Here is an 18685-nt window from a genome sequence, read left to right as displayed (position 1 = left end):
TTTGGTTCATGTCACCAAGATGGAACCCGAATCCCGATGTACGCACCGGTCGTCACGTCGTGTACAACCTTCACGTCCACTTGGTGTTCGTCACCAAGTACCGGCGCAGAGCGTTCACCGACGAGATGCTGACACGCTGCGAAGAGATCATGCGCGAGGTGTGTACGGACTTCGAGGCCGACCTGAAGCAGTTCAACGGCGAGCAGGACCACGTCCACCTCCTCGTGCACTACCCGCCCAAAGTCCAGCTCTCCAAGCTCGTCAATTCCCTCAAAGGCGTCTCCGCCCGCCTCCTGCGCAAGGAATACGACACCCACGTCCGCCGCTACCTGTGGGGCGGACACTTCTGGTCCGGCTCCTACTTCGCCGGATCCTGCGGCGGCGCACCCCTCACCGTCGTCAAGCAGTACATCGAGCGGCAGCAACGCCCCGTGAGCTGAGCTGGACACTGCGGCCCCGTACTCCGGTGAGGGTCACACCTATTTTGAGACGGCCTTCGCCATCCGGCCTGAAGGCCGGAGCACTGGCCAAGATCAAAGGTAGAGCGGCGCGTACCGGATGTGTCCCGGAGTCTGCTCCTCGATCCGGTTGGCGGCCGAGACCACTTGTCCGCCGCAGGGGGCGTAGACCTTGCGCCCGTAGCAGCGGTAGGCGTGCAGGGACCGGGAGGGCAGGAGGGGGCCGGCCCCCCACGAGGTCCACCGCCCCGCGCTGTTCGGGAATCGACGCGTGGTGGTTGGTCGCCTTGCCGCCTCCCTGGAAGACACACCAGGCGCCGTCTTCGAAAGGCCAGCGCAGTGGTGCCGACAGCGGCGTGCCCCACTGATGCGAACGGGTCCGGTACGTCGACCAGGCCAGGTACCCGAGCACGCACAGGAGGATCACCGGTGTGACGGTGTCTTGGCCTTGCGGCAGGTGGACCAGGCGCCAGGAGGTGAGGACCGTAGCGGCACTCAGCGCTCGTATCAGGTATGCGGTCCACCGTGGGAGGGTCGCCGGAGCGGTGAATGCCTCCAGGGTCAGCCACACGATCAAGGCGGCGGCACACACCTGGGCCCAGGCGGTGACCGAGGAGGCGGTCGCTGCCTCCCACAGCAGCCAGACGGCAAGCGCGCTGAGAGTGGCCGGTGCGAACAGTGGCCCCCACCGTGTCCATTGCCGGGAGCGGGAGGGCTGGTGGACCTCCCGGTCGATGCTCAGCGCCTTGAGCGTGCCGTCGGAGCCGGGCAGTGCCCAGGCGAGGACGCTTGCGTCGGTGCCGTGGATGAGCAGTCCGTCGGGACTGTCGGAGACGTGGGTGAAGGAACCGATGCGCTCTCGTGTGGCCTCGATGATCTCCTGCAGGCGTCGCGCACCGATGCCGTCGACCACCTCGGGGGCGATCCGCGTCCATTCGCCCGGGTTGGGAGTTCAGCAGGTTCTCCAGCGCGGCGGCGCCCTCGTGCCTCTCGGCTAGATCGTGCATGTGTGCTCCCGCGGTCCGGGTATGCGGTGACGGATTCGTGCCACCAACCAGTCAGAGGCCTTGGGCGAGTTGCCGTATGACGGGAAGGCGCAGGATTTGACTGCTCCCCTGCCTGAAGGGAGGGGATTCCTGGCTCAGGCTGCCTGCTGAGGCAGCGCCTCAGCGGGTCTTGTGCCCTTGGCACCAGCCGGGTTCAGACCCGCCCGGACCAGCATCACGCGGGCGGAGTTCTTATCCCGGGGGGATACGGCTCCGCACGCGGTGCAGGCGTAGGTTCTCTCGGAAAGAGGTAGTGCGTGCTTGGTTCTCGCGCCGCACTGCGCACAGTCCATGGTGGTGTGCGCGGGGTGTACCAGGTGCACGGTGCGCCCGTGCTTGCGGGCCATCTCAACAAGCGCGCGCTTCGCGGCGCCGATCGAGGCATCGGCCGCCTTGCGCGCCATCGAGGTTTTCGCGAGGAACTTCGGGCGGAAGTCCTCCACCGCCAGTACGTCGTGGTCACGGACCACGGACTTGGCCCATGTGCGGGCGGTGTCCTGCCGCTGCCGGGCCACCTTGGTAGGCAGCCTGGCTGTCTGCGCCTTCGCCTCCCGGTAGCCGCGGGATGCGGCGTGGCCGCGCGCCGGCCGGCGCCGGGCCATCATCCGCTGGTAGCGGGCGAGCTTCTGTGCGGCCGTCCTGCCGTGCTGCGGGTGCGGAAGGTCGTGGGCGTCCGATGTGGTGGTAGCCGTCTCCTTGACACCCCAGTCGATCCCGATCACACGCCCCGTGGGAGCGAGAGGCTTCACGGGCGCGGGTACGACGAACGAGGTGTACCACGCCCCGGTGGCGTCCTGGTACACACGCACGCTGGACGGCTGTGCGGGAAGCTCACGGGACCACACCACCCGCACCACGATGTCGCCGGCGAGATGCAGACGGCCGTCTTTGAGCCGGAAACCGCGCCGGATGCAGTTCAGCGTCGGCCGCGTTTCCCGCTTCTTCTTCCAGCGCGGCATCCCGGCCCGGCGGTGCTGCGGGACACGGTCCTTGATGTCCTTCAGCGCCTTGGCGCGCGACGTCCCGAAATCGCGTATCGACTGCTGCTGAGGAACACTCGGCCCAGCGGCCAGCCAGGGAGTTACCCGCCGCGCCTGGGTCAGCATCTTGTCCAGCGCGGCCGGGCCGGCCTTTTCACCCTCGGTGTGGGCCTTCTTCGAACGGGCCACGCACTCGTTCCAGATCCACCGGCAGCGTGCCCATTCCGCTTCGAGCGCCACGCGGGCCGTCTTCGACAGGCGCACACGACACGTGTACCGGGCATGCCCGGCATCCCCACCCGTGACGGCTTCTGTCGTCATTCACCCGAACCTACCCGATAAGGACTGACAGTTGAGAGTTCTTGATCATTGTGGGCTACCTCATCCTGCCACGGGGTGGCCGCCGGATCGCCCAGACGGCGATCCAGCTGTTCCTGCCCTGCACCGCAGGAATCCGATTCCTCCCCAGCCTGAAGGCCAGGGCATCCCCGGAGGCACCGGGTGAACGCCGACGATCTGGCCCCGCCGCCGTCGCGGACGGAAGGCGGAGCCGCGGTTCGGGAAGGGGCCGTCGGAAAAGGACCCGAGCCATGGCTACCTCGTCGGCGGCCTACTTCACTCTGTGAGGGCCGGAGGGTGAAATCCCCTCCGGCTGCTCGGCGAAGGTCGCGCCCGTCGCCGCTGCATACGCAAGACTGGTCGACTGACCCGCTTGGCGCCGGTCCTGTACCGAGGGGGAGAAGGGGAGAAGACACGCATGGCGGATGTGGCGACGGCGCCGACGGCTGCCGATGTCTGGCTCCTGGCCCGGGAGAACCCGTTCCCTCTATTGCGCTCGACCCAGGAGCTGGCTGACGCGCTCGGCGCGGCGTACGGCGACCGCTTCGTCTCCTGGCGCACCGACGAGCTGGTCTTCGGCGTCCAGGGCGGAAAGCTGTTCCTGCGCACCCTCGGCGGTCTGGACGTGCCCGCGCCGAAGGTGGTGTGCGTGCGGCAGGTACCCGGCTCCATGCGCCACGACCGCGAGGTGACGCTGCTGCGGCAGTTGGAGCGCATGGGAGCCGTACTCCTCAACCCACTGGAAGGGCACATGGCCTCCCGGAACAAGGTGTGGCAGCTCCAGGAACTGGCCCTGGCCGGACTGCCCGTGCCCAACACCCTCTCGTACGCCACCGCGCCCCTGGACGGCGTGCTGCGCATCCGGGGCCTGGATGGTCCGTACGTGGTCAAGTCCGTCAACGGCTACCAGGGCAAACGGGTGTTCCTCGCCTCCGACATGCCCTTGCTGCGCGACCTGGCGGGCTCTCTGAAGCAGGAGGCGCCGCTCCTCCTCCAGGAGTACGTGACCGCTTCGCACGGCCGTGACCTGAGGGTGGTCGTGGTGGACGGGAAGCCCGTGGGGGCCGAGGTGCGTACCTCCCACAGCGGTACGCTCGTCTCGAACCTCGCCCGGGGCGGCCGTCCCACCCTGTGCCTGGGCCGCCATCCGCGGGCCGAAGCCCTGGCCGTTGCCGCGGCCCGTACGGCAGGGCTCGTCATCGCGGGCGTGGACCTCCTCTTCGACTCCGAGGGCCCGGACGACGAGGACGCCTTCTTCGTCTGCGAGGTCAACTCCGTGCCCGGCTGGCGCCCGGGGATGACGGAGGTCGTGCCTGCCGTCCTCAAGACCGTCGACCGCGCCCTGCGGACACGGCCCGCTCACAGCTCCTTGCCCGGGGCCGACAGACCCTGAGCGCGGCAGCTCCGTGTGATCGACCACGACGGCACGAAGGTCCTGGCTGTCGAAGTCTCCGGCGGCCGCGATCCGGCGCCGGCGAGACGAATGGACCAGGACAGCAGTCGGCGGCCGGCTGACCGGGCGGTGCTCACCGCCTGCCACCGCGTGGCCGGCCCGAGCTGGAGGAGCCGTCCGCGGACGGCTGCATCACCGAGGCTGAGTAACGCGGCAACCGGGCTACCAGCAACGGCTGTTTTGGCAGTAGGGCCGAGAAAGCCGCTGTACGCCGGCCTCCCGCAGATCGCCACGCCCCGGCGACTGCGGCCTTTGGCCGGGCACCCGTGACAGCGAGTGCCCCGCCTCCCGGGCGCCCGGGCTGGTGACCGGTCCCGTACGGCGGCTTCGGGCAGGTCGTCGACGCGGGCGTCGAGGGTCTGCTGTGCCTTCCGTCCGGGCGGCGGCAGGGTCTGGGACGTGGCGCAGTGCCTTGCCCGGTCGGTGGGAGTTCGCCTCGGCCGGGGCCGGGGCCGGGCGCGGCGGCAGCGGCTCGCCCTTTTCCGCGGGTCCGGCGGTGACTCCGTACCGCTGGCAGCCGTCGGCCCGGGGCGCCGGCCGGGGACTGCCGGCCCGCGAGGGGGGTGGGCGCGGGCCGGCGGGGTCATCCCGTTGCCAGGATGAGCGTCACCACCAGGAACCCGGCGACGACGAGGACGACGAGGCCGAGGATCACGGGATCGACGACCAGGCCCCGCCTGGCGGGGGCACGGTGGACACCTCTGCTCATAGTGTTCATGGTGGCGCCTGGCGGTGCTCCGCGATCGGAGGCGGGGCCGGTGACGGGCGCGATTGGTTGTGCCCGCCCCGGGAACCGAGCGGCCCCGGCCGGACGTGTACCAACTGCTCGTTGAGGACGACCTCTGCAGCCCCGGGGCCCGAATCCGCGCAGGGGTGCCGGATGGGTGCCGGATCCACGAACACCACGCGGGTAGCGCAAGTCGTACGGGCGCCCGCCCATGCAGGCATGCCTGGGTGCACAGCTTCTGCGGTCTTCCTGCGGGTCTTCCTCTCCGTTCCGTCCGGTGGGCTGCCGAGCCGGCCGGAGGCCGGGAGCGTCAGGTGGCCTCACCTCAGGGAGCGTGGGCCCGCGCGCTGCTGCAGCTGTGCCTGCTGGGCGTCTTGGAGCCCGAAGGGCCCAGCTACGGCCACGCATTGCCCGGCCGGCTGCCCGCGGCTGGGCTCGACACGGTGAAACCCGCCACTCTCTACCCCGCACTGGCCCGTCTCGCGGAGGAGGGCATGGTGGAGATCGGGTGGGCAGCCGGGGAGGGCGGTCCGGGGCGCAAGTACTACAGCACCACGGAGCAGGGGCGGGCGCGCCTTGGCGAGCAGCGCCGGGCGTGGGGGAACTTCAAGACCACGGTGACGGCGCCGGCAGAGGGGGGAAGAAATGGTGGCCGCGACAACGGAAATCCGGTGGGCACACAAGGAGGACGAGAGGCGGGCTGCCACCTTCACGCTTCGCCGCGTCACGGAGTCACCAACTCGCTCATACTGGCGGGGTTCTGGGCACTGGTGCTGTCCGTGATGCACTGGCTCCGTGACGGCCCGTGGGCTGAGGTGTCGTCGGCGTCACTGGTGGGGATCGGCGCCCTGATCGCTGGCGCTCTGGCCGGGTGCCTGGTGGGAGCGCTGCGTACGGCGGGGCGTGTGCAGGCTGCACGGGCCTGCGCAAGTGCGGCAGTGACAGCAGTGGTCGCAGGCATCGCCGCCTTGGTCATGCTGCCGCGACATGGACTGTTCGCGTTGCCCGTTTCGGTGCTCGTGGCCGTGTCGGCGATGGTGATGGCCGGTGTGCACAAGCTGCCCGATGCCACAGCCGGCAGGTGGTTCACCCGGTTGCGGAGCGAGGACAGTTGGTGACCTCTGCGTGGGTGTTGAAGGCGGGCCTGGCTGGTTTCGTCTCCGCCCTGTTTTCAACCGGCTCCGTCGCCCACTAGTTGTTGTCGCAAGGCAGTTCCGGATCAGGGCGAGAGGGAACACGTGATGACCCATGATCGGTCGAACGGCTCACAAGCACCCGTGGTCAGCGACTCTCGGCAGACGGCTGCCCTCGCCTCAGGGACCATGACCCAGTTCGACGGCATCTACGACCAGCCGGACCCTCGTGCGTACTTTCGTGAGCTGAGCCCCTGGGAATACCAGACCCCTCATCATGCTCAGCCCATCTTCCGGCGCATGCTCACAGCGTGCCGGCCCGCAGGTGCGGGCACGGTGTTGGACCTGTGCTGCTCCTACGGCATCAACGCCGCCCTGCTCAACCACGAGCTCACCCTGGAGGACCTGTACGCCCACTACACATCGCCGCAGGCCACCGAGCTGACCACTGCAGAGTTGATCGAGTGGGACCGGGCCTACTACGCGGCGCATCGGCGCCCTGAGCCGGCCCGCGTCATCGGGCTCGACGCCGCCTCCCGTGCCGTCTCATACGCGCACGCTGTCGGCCTGCTGGAGGAGGCGTTCGCCGAGAATCTGGAGACCGCGCCGCCCAGCCCGGCCCTGCGCCAGGCCGCACGCCACACCCGCCTCATCACCGTTACCGGCGGATCCAGCTTCCTGTCTCCCCTCACCTTCGGGCCGCTCCTGGACTGCGTCCACGGCCCGGTGTGGGTCGCCGCGTTCGTGCTGCGGACCCACTCCTACCGTCGCATCGCCAAGTGCCTGGAACCGTACGGCCTCAGCACCGAGAGAGCCGCCACCCACACGTTTCCGCAACGCCGCTTCACCAGCGAGCAGGAGCAGCGGTACGCGATCGACGCGGTGACCGCGGCCGGTGAGGATCCGCAGGCCAGGGAGACCCACGGCTACTTCCACTCCACGTTGTATCTGTCGCGTTCCGCGACAGACGCGGCAGAAGCTCCCCTGGCCACCCTGGTCCAGGCATCCTGACATCTTCCGACTCCCGTACACCGGGGCGAGCGGACTGGCCCTCTGGAGCGGGCCGGCGGCGCGTACTCATCCGTGGAGATCGCGATCCGCGCGCGGTTGGCCATCTCCGGCTACTTGGTGAGCTCGCGCAGGCGGTTCTCCAGGCTGGAGGTCTTCTCGTTCGGGTCGCACTCGCGACGGATCCCGGTGTACTGAGTGGCGACGCAGGTGGACGTCCGCGGGACGCCATCGGGAGTTCCGGTCGGCCCCCTTTTGCCGTGCTGCTGTGGGGTTACGTCCGTGCCTGGCTGCCCTCGGCCCATTCCAGGCCGAGGGCGCAGCGACCAGAGGCGGGCAGTCCGGGGGTGTCCCCGCCCGCCCCAGCCCGAGGCCGGCACGGCGCTATCGGCGTCGTATCAGTCGCATCCGTGGCCTTGCTGGCCCTCGTGGCCAGGTTGACCTTCGTGGCCAGGTTGACCTTCGTGGCCCGGCTGGCCCTCGTGCCCCTGTTGGCCCTCGTGGCCTTGCTGTCCTTCGTGGCCCGGTTGGCCCTCGTGGCCTTGCTGTCCCTCGCTGCCCTGGTTGCCGTGACAACCGCCGCAGGCGTTGTGTGCGGGGGCTGCCGAGGCTGTGCCCGCCGCGCCGATCGCGGCTCCGCCGGCCAGCAGGAAGCCTGCTGCGGATATCACGGCATAATGCCTGATGCGCTGTGCTCGCATGGGAAATCGCCCTTCTGTTTCCATCACCTCGCGCGGCTCTATGGGGAGGGCGCGGTGTGGATGGCCGGCGCCGTGCTCGCAGAGAGGGGAGGCATGGCGCGTTCTTGAGGTGTCGCCGCAGAGGATTGGCCGCACGGCCGTTGCCGCCGGGTCTGCCGTTTCCGGGATTCCGGATTCTCGTCGCCGGTCACACTGTGTGCTGCGGCTCTCACTCATAGAAAGTAGTGCCCTGTCCCTCACTCGGCATTTTCGATGCTGCTTTGGGGTTACATCGGCGCCTGGTGTCGGCGTACAGGCTCATCTGGCGGTGCCGGTGATCGTGGCGGACGCCGGCTACGGCCGCAGCGTCTCCTTCCGGCTCGCGCTGGAGGAACGCGGCTGGTCCTATGTCGTGGCCGTCGCCCCCAAAGAGATCGCACGGCCTGCCGATGCCGAGCCATATCACCCCGCTTATGGCGGACTGGGACCACCGACGCTGCCCCGCTACCGCGACAGGCCCCGCTCGCTGCCCGGCCTCGTTGACGACGCCACCGTGTTCGAGGAGGTCACGTGGCGGCAGGGCAGCAAAGGCGCGATGACCTCGCACTTCGCCGTGCTCCAGGTGCGGCCCTCGGGCAAGGAAGCCTGCCGCACCGCCCAGGAACAAGCCGGGGAACTGAGCCGGGCCCGAGGCCGCACATGTCAAGGACAAGGCTCGAAGATCGGCTTCATTCCTTGATCTGTGGACAACTCGCCGACCATCAGTGCGTCCCCGCCGTGCGCGACTTCCTCGACGTGTCGGCTCTGGGCACTCAGGGGCTGCTCTGCATCCCGACCGGGATGACGCTGTCAGTCGGTGCTGCTCGTAACCACACAAGTGGTACGGGAGTTGTTCACCAACTCCCGTACCACCCGGCAACATCTTACGGCTTGGCCAGATCGCAGGCTTTCACCGCGTCGTCCGAGGTCACCTCGATCGCGACCAGGTCAGCGGTGCAGATCGCAGGCCCAGGCCAATCGCCGTGTTGTCCCTCGTAGCATGCCTCCTTGACCTTCGGGCCGACGATGCAGCCTCGTCCCTGCAAGTAGGACTCGCAGGCGCCCTCGTCCGCCGGGCGGAGATGCGTCGACGTGGCTAGAGGGCGTCTGAAAAGCCTGTCAGCGGGGCATACGGGCAGGTAGCGGGGCGGTGGCGCACTTTCGGGGGCTGGGGTGGGCGAGCCGCGCGCCCGTTACTCAACGGACCTGTCCGACGCCGAGTGGGAAATCCTGCGACCGCTGGTGCCGGCGGTGAAGCCGGGTGGACGGCCGGCCAGACACACGCGGCGGGAGATCGTCAATGCCCTCGCGTACTGGCTGCGGGCCGGCTGTGCCTGGCGGCTGTTGCCGCACGATCTGCCGCCCTGGCGGACCGCATATCACTACTGGCGGCAGTGGCGACGCGACGGCTTGTGGGAACGGATGCTTGCTGAGCTGCGCGAACGTGAACGGCTGCGGCTGGGCCGTGACCCCACCCCGAGTGCGGGCATTATGGACAGCCAGAGCGTGCGAGCCACCGAACGGGGCGGCCTGCACGGCTACGACGGCGGCAAGAAGGTCAACGGCATCAAGCGCCACGTACTGGTGGACACCCTCGGTACCGTCCTGCTGGCTTGCGTCAGCCCGGCCAACGTCGACGACCGGGACGGCGCCGAAGTGCTGCTCAGTCAAGCAGCCGACAACTTCCCACGCCTGAAGCACATTTGGGCTGACCAGGGTTACCGCGGCGCCGACTTCCACGCCTGGATCCGGCAGGCCACCGGCATCACGGTGCAGGTCGTGCAACGCCGGGACGGCGGACTTCGCCACACCTGGGCCAAGGCCGGAGCACCGCCCCGTGAAGTGCCCTACTTTGCTGTCGTCCCACGTCGGTGGGGGGTAGAGCGGACGTTCGCCTGGCTGGGACGGTGCCGACGCCTGTCCAAGGACTACGAATACCTCCGCGTCAACTCGGAGAACGTCATCTACCTCGCCATGGCCATGCTGCTCCTACGTCGACTCGCAAGAAGGCCCCGCTGACAGGCTTTTCAGACGCCCTCTGAGAGGTCGTTTTCATCTGTACTGCCTGGATATAGGGCGGTTCTTGGAGTGTGGGATTGCGGTGCGGAAGAGGTAGCGGGATGTGGTCGGGGCCTGTGTGCTGGGCGGGGTGACTGGTGGGGTGGGATGTGGCTTGTTCCTGTCTCATCCCAGGACGTCCGGTCTTCCTGGCTGTGTGCTTCCGTCGCCGCTGCTGTGCGCCTGGGCGCACTCGATCTGCGGCGATACGCCGGAAGCATGCTGACGCGACGCCCGTATCCGAGTGATCTGTCCGATGCGCGCTGGGAGTTGATCGAGCCGGTGCTCTCGGCCTGGCGCTTCGAGCGCCGCGGCAGGGCCCTGGACTTCGGCCGGCGGCCCGAGCACGATCTGCGCGACATCATGAACGCGATCTTGTACGTGGGCCGGACCGGCGTTCAGTGGCGCTGTCTCCCGCACGATTTTCCACACTGGAACACGGTCTACGGCTACTTCGCCAAGTGGGCGGACGAGGGCGTGTTCGCGCAGCTCAACGGCTTGCTCCGGCAGCTTCTCCGGGAGAAGGAGGGGCGGGATGCCGAGCCATCGGCCTGTGTGATCGACGCCCAGAGCGTCAAGACCTCCACCAGCGTCCCCGCCGCCGGCCAGGGCATCGACGCCGGGAAGAAGATCGTGGGCAGGAAGCGGAACATCGTCACCGACACCATCGGTCTCCTGCTTGCCGTGCTGGTCACAGCGGCGAGCGTGCAGGACTCCGTCGCCGGCACCAGACTCCTGGACCAGGTCGCTGCCGAACACCCCGGCATCCGCAAGGTGTGGGGCGACGGCGGCTACCGCCAGCACCTCGTCGAGCACGCGGCCACCCTCGGCATTGACATGGAAATCACTCAACGCAACCCCGGGACCAGGGGATTCACCCCGATCCCGAAACGCTGGGCAGCCGAGCGGACCTACGGCTGGCTGATGCTCCACCGCCGACTGGCCCGTGACTACGAGACCCTGTCCGTCCGCTCCGAAGCCATGATTCACCTCGCCATGGCCGACCTCATGGCCCGCCGCCTCACCGGCGAGAACACCATCTCCTGGCGCGACCCGACACCGCAGACCAAACGACAGATTCCGGGATGAAACAACGGGAGAAAACGACCTCTAACGAAACCCTCCACACTCGGAGGGAATGGACATCAGCACGCGGGACGGAACCCTGCTGTGGTCCTCACGGGCCACACAGGGGCGAGCCCATGACCTGACCGCGGCCCGCGCCCAACGGCATCGTCCGGGCCTGCCCGACCCGGCAGATCCTCATCCTGGCTTCGTAGGCGGCAAGGAGCAGCGTTTCTGCGCCAGTTCGGGCGGCACCGAGGACGCCTCGCCTCTCGGATGATCACGGCTCCGGGAGGCGCCGCGGACGCTCGGGAGGCGGCGACCCTGGTCCAAGCGTCTGCGGCCGATCGCCGGCTGAGGACAAAAGTCCTGGCTACGGACACGGCGACCTGCCCGAGCACCACCACCAGCAGTACAACCGCAACCACGTCCCCTCCGTGCCCCCGACCAACGCGCCTCCGCCCAACTCAAGTCCTGGCGCGCGCAACGAAGGACATGCCGCTCGGCCAACCGTCTCAGCCGCCCCTGAAAGAGGTTGAGTGAATGCTCAACAAAAGACCTGCCCTCTGATGCCCTCTGTGATGCCTTCTGTGTCCCGCCAAAAGGGACATATGGTTGATCTTTGTTGCCCGAGTGAACTGGAGCGTAACCTGATGGCAAAAGGATCTTGACGCTTCCTGCGGCTGCGGTTAAGTTCTGGACGTGCCTTCGGGGGAAGGCAAAAGGAACCGGGGGGCTCTTTGATTGGAACGCTGGCCGCGACAGGCCGACGAGTTCCTGAATCTTCTGCGTAGTTCTGCAGGTTCGTCGATTGGTTCACCCTCGTGGGTTGAAATCGGCGTCACTCCGAGATACCTGGCCAGCCTGCGCGAATTCCTCATGAGACTTCGGCAGTCCTTTGCGTATGCCTATTGCGTCGTAAGGGATTGCCGAAGGAGTCCTCAGCGCATGGACTCCGACCGCGCCCGCATCAGGGCGACTCTGCAGTGAAAGGGGGTGGAAAGCATGGAGCACGTCGACGTCATTGAACTCGAGGATGACATTGTCGAGTTCGAGTCCGCCGAGGAGAACGCGGCCAACGTGGCGAACGTAGCCAACGTGGCCAACGTGGCCAACGTCGCCAACGTGGCCAACGTGGCCAACGTCGCCAACGTGGCGAACATCTAATGAGGCTGGGTGACGGGGAATTCCCCCGTCACCCCGTCTTCTCCGTACCAAAACACCGGAGCTGATGGCGGGAACCCCGGTGATGTACCCGCGATCCTGTTGAAAGGTAAAACCAGACTGTGGCGCGCTCGGTGATTGAAGAAAAGCTGCAAGCGGCCCGCGTGTTGGCGGAGGCGCTTGCCGCTGACGACAATGGATCAATCGATTCAATGTATATTGCGGGAAGCCTGACGGCGGGTCTCGGAAATCCCACGAGTGATGCCGACCTTTTCGTCCTCTGCGTCGACGAGTCCGCCAGGGGTGACGACGTCACGCAGTACAACGTGAACGGTCACCGGGTCGATGTGGAGCGTTACACGCTCGCATTCGTCGAGGAAGCTGTGCACACCATCACTTCCTTCGAATTGCAGCGTGACAACCTGACGGACCTCCACAAGCTGCCCGACAAGCTGGACTTCGTCTGCCGCCTGTACACCTCCGAGATCGTGGTGCCCTCACCCTCCCTCGACGGCTTCAAGCAGCGGATCGACTCCTCCCTTGCGAATATCCGTCAGGTCGCGGTCAACTACTCCGCCATCGCGGTCAATGGCCACCTCGAGGACTTCCTCGGTGCCTCCGTGGACGGCGACCTCGAGACGGCAGCACTCGTCGGCCAGGAGCTGACCGCCTATGCCGGCAAAGCCGTCGTGGCAGCCTCCGGCGACCTCTACTACAGCAAGAAGTGGGTCTACAAGCAGCTCGACCGCACTCCTGTCGCGGGGTTCCCGAAGGACACCTTCATCGACTTCCAGCGCGGCAACTGGACCGGCCGCGGCACTCGCGCCGCCGAAGAACTCGTCTTCTTCGTGCAGACCTGCGTCGCGGCGAGCCAGCTGCTGAGCCGCCAGGGCGTCTCCCTGGACGCCTGGCCGTGGGCCCCGCCGACCGAGCCGGCCGACGAGGGTATGTGGCGCAACCCCTCGTACAACGTCCTCGGGCAGCGTGACGGAATCCTTCTCCACTGGGAGCTGCGCCGCCAGCTGATGCTGCGCGACCCCGCCGCCTTCGTCTGGGCGCTGTGTGACGGCCGCAGTCGGCAGGGCGTCATCGACGCCGTGCAGCAGCTGGCCGACCACGTTCCCGCGCTCAAGGCCATGACCGCCGAGCGCATCGAGCGGCTGCTTGAGTCGCTGCGCTCGCGTGACCTCGTGAGCGGCGAACCGTACTCCGTACTCGGCACCATCTGATCGGGCAGCGAGAGCCATGGCAGTGACGACGACCCGGCAGACCACCCGGCCGACCGGCACCGAGGGTCTGCTTGAGGCAGCCCAGTGGGCCATCGAGCGGCTCGGCACGTCGGCGGACTATGTGCAGGCCTACGCGGAGCGCACCGTCGAGGTACGCGTGGAGTGCCTCGACGGCGAGGTACTCGCCACCTGCGTCGAGCCCCGCGAAGGACTCGCGTGCATGGTCCGCCAGGACGGCCGCTGGCGCCACCGGGCCTTTTCGGTCGCCGAACTGCCCTTGCTGCACAAGTGGCTGGCGGGTGATCAGGTAGGTGCCGAGGAGGACATCCCCTCGTGGCAAGACGCTCCGGCCGTGGATTTCCAGGCCGTGGCCGCGCGGGACTGGCTGGTCCAGGGTGCCGCCCCGGCCCACTCCCTGCGCACCATGGAGGACTTCACCCTCCGCAGCGTCGCCGTCGCCGACACTGACGGCATACGGTCAGCCGCCACCTCTCGCTTCGTGCGGCGCCGCGTGGAGGCCAGCGTCGCGCACGACGGCAACCGCTACCGCGGGCTCAACCGGTGGCTGGAGCGCGGCCCGCAGGCTGGCACCGCCGACCGCGACGCCGTGCCGCAGGACGTGGCACGGATCGCCGTGGAGCATGCGCATGACTCCGCACGCGCCCGTCTCGGCGGCCGCCACCGCACCCCCGTGGTCTTCGGACCGTCTGCCGCGGTCGGCCTGCTGCACGAGCTGATCGGCCACGCCCTCGAAGGCGACAACTTCGCCATGCAGAGCGACTACGTCGCGGGGCTCCGCAAGCCGGGCGCCGTTCCCGCCTCGGTGACGCTGTACGACGACGCCACCATCGCCGACGGCTACGGCTCGTACGACATCGACGACGAGGGCATCGTCGGCGGCATCACCATGCTGGTATCCGACGGCGAACTCGGCACCCCGCTGTCCAGCGTCCGCACAGCGCAGCGCCACGGCTACCGGCCCACCGGCAACGGGCGCCGCCGCGACTACCGTGCCCTGCCGCTGCCGCGTGCAAGCAACACCGTCTTCCCGCGCGGCACGGACGACCCGGACGCCCTCATGGCGCCGTCCGCCAAGGGCCTCCTGCACGTCGGCTGCCTGGGGGCCGGGATGATCAACCTCAGCACCGGGGAGTTCTCCTTCGCCGCGCTGAACTGCACCTACGTCACCCCCGACGGTCACCGCGTCCCCGTACGCGACGTCAGCCTCTTCGGCGACGCCCTCAAGACCCTCGCCCACGTGGAGGGCATCGGCACGGACTTCGGCGGGGACAGCGTCACCTGCGGGAAGCAGGGCCAGATGATCGGCATCGGCCTGTTCTCCCCCTCGATGCGTTTCTCCGCCCTGGATTGGAGCGCAGCGTGAAGATCCTTCACCACCGGGCCGACCAGGCGCTCGCCACGGCCGAGGCCGTCCAGTCGTCCCTGCGCCCGGCGGAGACCGCGGCGACGTTCCTGGAGCGCACGGCTCGGCGCCGGCTGGTGTGCGACGCCACCGGCAAGAAGCAACTCCTCATCGAGGACCCCGCCTTCAGCGGCTTCGTCCGGCTGGAGCGCGACGGCCAGGAGCTGTACCTCAACGCCAACCAGCTCACCGAGCCGACCGCGGCCCGGCTGCTGGCGACCGGACGCCCCCTCTTCCGCCTCGGCAGCCCCGCCGTGGATGGCGGACAGCCGCACGCCCACCCCCGCGCGCAGTCCGCCGACGGCTGCTGGCACACCACACCAGACCGCCTCGACATGGCCTCTGCAGCCTTGCGCACCGGCGAGCTGATGGCGGCCATCGGGGCCCATCTGAGCCCCGGCCAGAGCGTGGCCGGGGTGCACGTGAGTGACATCCTGCGCGAGTCCGTGTTCCTGGACTCCAGCGAAGCCCGCCTCCAGGACCAGTGCTACGGCGTCGAACTGACCGCCGTCGTCACCGACGAGGCCGGCACGCCCATGGTGTCGGCCACGCGCTACGCCACCGCGCTCGACGACATCGACCTCGCCGGGCTGGGCCGCGAACTGAGCCTGATCCACACGGGCATGGCGGCGGGCGAGCGCCCCTTCACGGGCACCCTCGTCGTGTTCGCCCCGTCCGCCGTCGCCCAGGTGCTGCGCGCCCTGGTGAACACGATCCTGCTCAACCCGATCACCCACCCCGCGCCGCTGGCCACCTCCCTCGTGGACGAGGGCCCGCGCACGGTAGGCTGCGGCGCCCGTTCCTTCGACTGCGAGGGCACCGCGACCGGGGCCACGGAGCTGGTCGGCCGCGACGGGCGGCAGCGCACCCTCGCCACCCGCAAGGTGGTGCTCGCGGAGGGCCGGCCCGGGGAGCGGACCCCCCTGACGGGTCACGCCTGGTGGAACCCGCTGAAGAACTTTCCCCAGATGACGGCCGGAAACGTCCGGCTCCTCCCCACCCCGGACACCACCGCCGACGCCCTGCTGGACGGCGAACGCTGCGTGATCGTGGACGCCCGCACCCTGGGCGTCGAGGAGTTCCGCTCCGGCGGCCAGCTCGCGTTCCGGCTCCTGGCCGCCCGCACCGTGGACGGCGTCCCGCAGGAGGCCTGCACCCCGATGTCCGTCGAGGGATCGGCGATCGACTTCCTCGCGTCGGTCACGGCCGTCGGCGACACCGTGTCCTACTTCCCGGGCCAGATCTCGGCGGGTGGGGCCTATCTGGAGATGGACATCAGCCGGATCACCTCGAAGGCGATGGGATCACAACCGTGACCAGTGGAGGGCTCGAAGCCCGCGGACTCGTACGCGAGTTCACGACAAAGGACGGCTCCGTACGGCGAGCCGTCGACGACGTGACGCTGGTCGTGCGGCCCGGCGAACTCGTCTCCGTGCTCGGCCCCAACGGCGCCGGCAAGACCACCACCGTCAAGATGCTGACCGGTCTGCTCCTGCCGACCGCCGGCCAGGTGCACATCGACGGGCACGACATGGTGCGTGCCCGCCGCCGTGCGGCCATGGCCTGCGGCTTCAGCCTCGGCGGCGACACCGGCCTGTACCCGAGGCTGACGGCCTATCAGAACCTGGAGTTCTTCGGCCTCATGTACGGCCTGCGCGGCTCACGGCTCGCGCAGCGCGCACACGACCTGCTGGCGGAGGTGGACCTCTCCGACCGGTCGGGCGACCTCGTCGGCTCGTTCTCGCGCGGCATGAAGCAGCGACTCCACCTCGCCCGCGCGCTGCTCCACGAGCCGGCCGTCCTCATCCTCGACGAACCCTCCGCGGGCCTCGACCCCCAGTCCGCCGCCACCATGCGTGCCCTCGTCGCCCGCCTGACGGGCGAGGGCCGCAGCATCCTGCTGACCACCCACGACATGCGGGAGGCCGAGGAACTGAGCAGCCGCATCGTTTTGATGAAGGGCGGCCGCATCCACGTGGAGTCCACGGCCGGAGAGCTGAGGCTGAACGCGGCGAACCGGCTCGGCCACGTCGTCAACGCACTCTTCTCCGCCGCCAAGGCACCCGACGGGGTGAAGGACTGCCCCGGCGTCCTGCGCGTCGAGCACGACGGCTCCGCCGTGACCCTGCGCGTCTTTGACGGCCCCGCCGCCGTGCAGTGGCTGCTGGCCACCTACCCCGGACAGACCACCAGCGTCGCCGTCACCCCGCCCACCCTCGAAGAGGTCTTCCTGGACATGGTGGCCGCGTCATGACCGCTGCACGTACCGGCACCGCCCCCGCGCCGGGGCGGCGAATCGGCCGGTCCGGCTCCGCCGCGACCTTCGCCCGGGCGGTCGTGGACCAGCTGCGGATGCACGCGACCAGCCCCATGGCCATCTTCTCCACACTTGCGATGCCCTGCGTCTTCGCCTTCGTCGTGCACGCCAACGCCACGCGCGGCTTCTCGCACCACTCCACCACCGACATGGCCGTCGGCTCGGCGGGCATCGGCATGCTCGACTCGATCATCGTGCTGGTCCTTTTCAGCATGATCGGCGAGAAACAGTGGAAAACGCTGTACGCCGCGCTCGGCAGCCCCGGCGGCCTCGTCCCCGTGGTCCTGGGCAGGCTGACCGGCACCGCGCTCCAGTCGCTCACCGCACTGCCCGGCACGCTGATCGTCCTCGGCCTGCTGTTCGGCATCGACGGCGGATTCGACTGGGTGCGCTGGCTCGTCGGCGGTGTACTCCTCGCGTTCGCCACCGCCTCCATGATCGGGCTGCTGGGCTTCGTGGTCCTGCGCTTTCCGTTCTCGGCGGGCATGACCAACGGGCTGACCGGCCTGATCATGGCGCTCAGCGCCCTGATCGTGCCCCAGTCCGCCCTCCCGGCCCCCGTACAGAAGATCGCCCTGATCGTGCCGCAGTCGCACGTCATGGCCTGGATTCGCGGCGCGGGCCCGGGCCGGCTGCTCGCGGCGGTGGCCCTCACCGGCTTCTTCTGCGCACTGGTCGTACTCGCCGTCCAACGGCTGGAGAACACCGTGCGCCGAACCGCCCTGCCACTGGAGGCATGACCGATGCAGACCCCTGCCCCAGCTCCCCGAGCCGGTGCGGCACGGGCCGCGCTGCGCGGCGCGGCCCTGTCCTACCGGGCCCTGTTCACCTGGTTCAACCCGTTGGGATACCTCAGCTCGCGCATCGTGCGCCCCATCGGCATGGCCATCGCGTTCACCTCGCTCGCGACCCACTACGGAGCCGGAGCCGACCGCATGCTGGTCGCCTCCAGCCTGCTGGCCGGCGCCGGTGCCGTCGTGTACGGGATGGCTCTGTCGATCGGCAACGAGCGCTCGTTCAGCACTCTGGGCATCTGGCTCGCCTCACCCCAGAACAAGGTCGCCGCGGCCTGCCAGCGCGCCCTGCCGCACATCGTGGACGGCTTCGTCGGCGGCCTGTGCACCTACCTCGTGTGCAGCCTCCTGTACACGACACTGCCGATCGGCATCCCGCAGTACGCCGCCGTCCTGGCCGTCGGCGTACTGACGACCGCGGGGTTCGGGCTGACCCTCTCGGCCCTCGCCCTGCTCATCGAGGATCTGTTCGTCGGCCCCAACACGGCCGAACTCGTCCTCATGGTCCTTTCAGGGACCCTGGTGCCCCAGAACCGGCTCCCCGCGTTCCTGATCCCGCTGAGCGAGGCGATGCCGCTCAGCCATGTGATGCAGGCCGTCGACGGCCTGCTCGCCGGGCGGGCACGCGCCGTGCCCCTGATCGCCGAACTCGCCGTCGGTGCCGCCTGGGCCCTCGCCGGTGTGCTCTTCGTGCACCTGGCCGCCCGCCGCGCGACGGCCCGCGTCGCACTCGGCAACGCCTGACCAGCTCCCGGAAAGAGAAAGAAGACAA

The 18685-nt window shown here is 68.8% G+C and carries 18 protein-coding genes and 1 pseudogene; 16 read left to right on the top strand and 3 right to left on the bottom strand.

Annotated elements, in window-relative coordinates; all coding sequences use genetic code 11:
- The first annotated feature begins 8 nt into the window (after positions 1–8).
- Complete coding sequence (gene tnpA, locus AB5L52_RS46110; protein ID WP_351578048.1) at positions 9–440, top strand: IS200/IS605 family transposase; 432 nt, start codon at positions 9–11, stop codon at positions 438–440.
- Here tnpA and AB5L52_RS46105 read toward each other — a convergent pair.
- Together AB5L52_RS46105 and AB5L52_RS46100 are read right to left on the bottom strand one after the other, a co-directional pair.
- On the bottom strand, positions 400–1371 hold the full coding sequence (locus AB5L52_RS46105; protein ID WP_351766730.1) for a hypothetical protein: 972 nt from the start codon (positions 1369–1371) through the stop codon (positions 400–402). The two genes, tnpA and AB5L52_RS46105, sit on opposite strands and share 41 nt — an antisense overlap.
- Positions 1372–1599: 228 nt before the next feature.
- On the bottom strand, positions 1600–2805 hold the full coding sequence (locus AB5L52_RS46100) for a transposase (RefSeq protein ID WP_351580949.1): 1206 nt from the start codon (positions 2803–2805) through the stop codon (positions 1600–1602).
- Between the two features lie 436 nt (positions 2806–3241).
- Between AB5L52_RS46100 and AB5L52_RS46095 the strand changes: the two genes are divergently transcribed.
- Positions 3242–4216, top strand: coding sequence for a RimK family alpha-L-glutamate ligase (locus AB5L52_RS46095; RefSeq protein ID WP_351580804.1), 975 nt, complete (start codon positions 3242–3244; stop codon positions 4214–4216).
- Positions 4217–4859: 643 nt separating this feature from the next.
- Here the strand turns inward: AB5L52_RS46095 and AB5L52_RS46090 are convergent.
- On the bottom strand, positions 4860–4985 hold the full coding sequence (locus AB5L52_RS46090) for a hypothetical protein (RefSeq protein ID WP_351027619.1): 126 nt from the start codon (positions 4983–4985) through the stop codon (positions 4860–4862).
- A gap of 68 nt (positions 4986–5053) precedes the next feature.
- On the opposite strand from AB5L52_RS46090, the gene AB5L52_RS46085 reads away from it, so the two are divergent.
- The 14 genes and pseudogenes from AB5L52_RS46085 (at position 5054) to AB5L52_RS46020 (ending at position 18657) form a co-directional block, all read left to right on the top strand.
- The gene (locus AB5L52_RS46085; protein ID WP_369369169.1) at positions 5054–6121 is read left to right on the top strand and encodes a PadR family transcriptional regulator; all 1068 of its coding nucleotides are present in this window, start codon (positions 5054–5056) and stop codon (positions 6119–6121) included.
- Between the two features lie 315 nt (positions 6122–6436).
- The gene (locus tag AB5L52_RS46080) at positions 6437–7147 is read left to right on the top strand and encodes a hypothetical protein (protein ID WP_351580798.1); all 711 of its coding nucleotides are present in this window, start codon (positions 6437–6439) and stop codon (positions 7145–7147) included.
- 407 nt (positions 7148–7554) lie between these two features.
- Positions 7555–7953 (top strand): hypothetical protein, encoded by a 399-nt coding sequence (locus AB5L52_RS46075; RefSeq protein ID WP_369369214.1) that lies wholly within the window; start codon positions 7555–7557, stop codon positions 7951–7953.
- Positions 7844–8563, top strand: coding sequence for a transposase (locus AB5L52_RS46070; protein ID WP_369369168.1), 720 nt, complete (start codon positions 7844–7846; stop codon positions 8561–8563). The genes AB5L52_RS46075 and AB5L52_RS46070 overlap by 110 nt, the downstream gene beginning before the upstream one ends.
- A gap of 473 nt (positions 8564–9036) precedes the next feature.
- On the top strand, positions 9037–9882 hold the full coding sequence (locus AB5L52_RS46065; RefSeq protein ID WP_351580793.1) for an IS5 family transposase: 846 nt from the start codon (positions 9037–9039) through the stop codon (positions 9880–9882).
- Between the two features lie 258 nt (positions 9883–10140).
- Entirely contained in the window at positions 10141–11010 is an 870-nt protein-coding gene (locus tag AB5L52_RS46060) for an IS5 family transposase (protein WP_369369167.1), read from the top strand.
- 64 nt (positions 11011–11074) lie between these two features.
- Positions 11075–11195 (top strand): annotated as a pseudogene (locus AB5L52_RS46055) (IS5/IS1182 family transposase); the annotation flags it as partial.
- A 796-nt stretch (positions 11196–11991) separates the two neighbouring features.
- On the top strand, positions 11992–12153 hold the full coding sequence (locus AB5L52_RS46050; protein WP_369369166.1) for a hypothetical protein: 162 nt from the start codon (positions 11992–11994) through the stop codon (positions 12151–12153).
- A 119-nt stretch (positions 12154–12272) separates the two neighbouring features.
- Positions 12273–13379 (top strand): PqqD family protein, encoded by a 1107-nt coding sequence (locus AB5L52_RS46045; RefSeq protein WP_351579995.1) that lies wholly within the window; start codon positions 12273–12275, stop codon positions 13377–13379.
- A 16-nt stretch (positions 13380–13395) separates the two neighbouring features.
- Positions 13396–14763, top strand: coding sequence for a TldD/PmbA family protein (locus AB5L52_RS46040; RefSeq protein ID WP_351579998.1), 1368 nt, complete (start codon positions 13396–13398; stop codon positions 14761–14763).
- Entirely contained in the window at positions 14760–16118 is a 1359-nt protein-coding gene (locus AB5L52_RS46035; protein WP_351580001.1) for a metallopeptidase TldD-related protein, read from the top strand. The genes AB5L52_RS46040 and AB5L52_RS46035 overlap by 4 nt, the downstream gene beginning before the upstream one ends.
- Positions 16115–17056, top strand: a complete 942-nt coding sequence (locus AB5L52_RS46030; RefSeq protein ID WP_351580004.1) for an ABC transporter ATP-binding protein — start codon at positions 16115–16117, stop codon at positions 17054–17056. The genes AB5L52_RS46035 and AB5L52_RS46030 overlap by 4 nt, the downstream gene beginning before the upstream one ends.
- Positions 17053–17859 carry an ABC transporter permease gene (locus AB5L52_RS46025; protein WP_351580007.1) on the top strand — a complete coding sequence of 269 codons (807 nt, stop codon included), beginning with the start codon at positions 17053–17055 and terminating at the stop codon, positions 17857–17859. The genes AB5L52_RS46030 and AB5L52_RS46025 overlap by 4 nt, the downstream gene beginning before the upstream one ends.
- 3 nt (positions 17860–17862) lie before the next feature.
- Positions 17863–18657, top strand: a complete 795-nt coding sequence (locus tag AB5L52_RS46020; RefSeq protein WP_351580010.1) for an ABC transporter permease — start codon at positions 17863–17865, stop codon at positions 18655–18657.
- The last annotated feature ends 28 nt before the right edge of the window (positions 18658–18685 follow it).

The sequence above is a fragment of the Streptomyces sp. CG4 genome (genome assembly GCF_041080655.1).
Taxonomy (GTDB): domain Bacteria; phylum Actinomycetota; class Actinomycetes; order Streptomycetales; family Streptomycetaceae; genus Streptomyces.
The sequence above is the reverse complement of the archived record's forward strand: the minus strand, read 5'-3'. Positions and strand labels throughout refer to the sequence as shown.

Coding starts and splice junctions, on each gene's coding strand:
- tnpA (WP_351578048.1), top strand. CDS start 9: ATGTCACCAAGATGGAACCCGAATCCCGATGTACGCACCGGTCGTCAC.
- AB5L52_RS46100 (WP_351580949.1), bottom strand. CDS start 2,805: ATGACGACAGAAGCCGTCACGGGTGGGGATGCCGGGCATGCCCGGTAC.
- AB5L52_RS46095 (WP_351580804.1), top strand. CDS start 3,242: ATGGCGGATGTGGCGACGGCGCCGACGGCTGCCGATGTCTGGCTCCTG.
- AB5L52_RS46090 (WP_351027619.1), bottom strand. CDS start 4,985: ATGAGCAGAGGTGTCCACCGTGCCCCCGCCAGGCGGGGCCTGGTCGTC.
- AB5L52_RS46080 (WP_351580798.1), top strand. CDS start 6,437: ATGCTCACAGCGTGCCGGCCCGCAGGTGCGGGCACGGTGTTGGACCTG.
- AB5L52_RS46070 (WP_369369168.1), top strand. CDS start 7,844: ATGGGAAATCGCCCTTCTGTTTCCATCACCTCGCGCGGCTCTATGGGG.
- AB5L52_RS46060 (WP_369369167.1), top strand. CDS start 10,141: ATGCTGACGCGACGCCCGTATCCGAGTGATCTGTCCGATGCGCGCTGG.
- AB5L52_RS46050 (WP_369369166.1), top strand. CDS start 11,992: ATGGAGCACGTCGACGTCATTGAACTCGAGGATGACATTGTCGAGTTC.
- AB5L52_RS46040 (WP_351579998.1), top strand. CDS start 13,396: ATGGCAGTGACGACGACCCGGCAGACCACCCGGCCGACCGGCACCGAG.
- AB5L52_RS46025 (WP_351580007.1), top strand. CDS start 17,053: ATGACCGCTGCACGTACCGGCACCGCCCCCGCGCCGGGGCGGCGAATC.
- AB5L52_RS46020 (WP_351580010.1), top strand. CDS start 17,863: ATGCAGACCCCTGCCCCAGCTCCCCGAGCCGGTGCGGCACGGGCCGCG.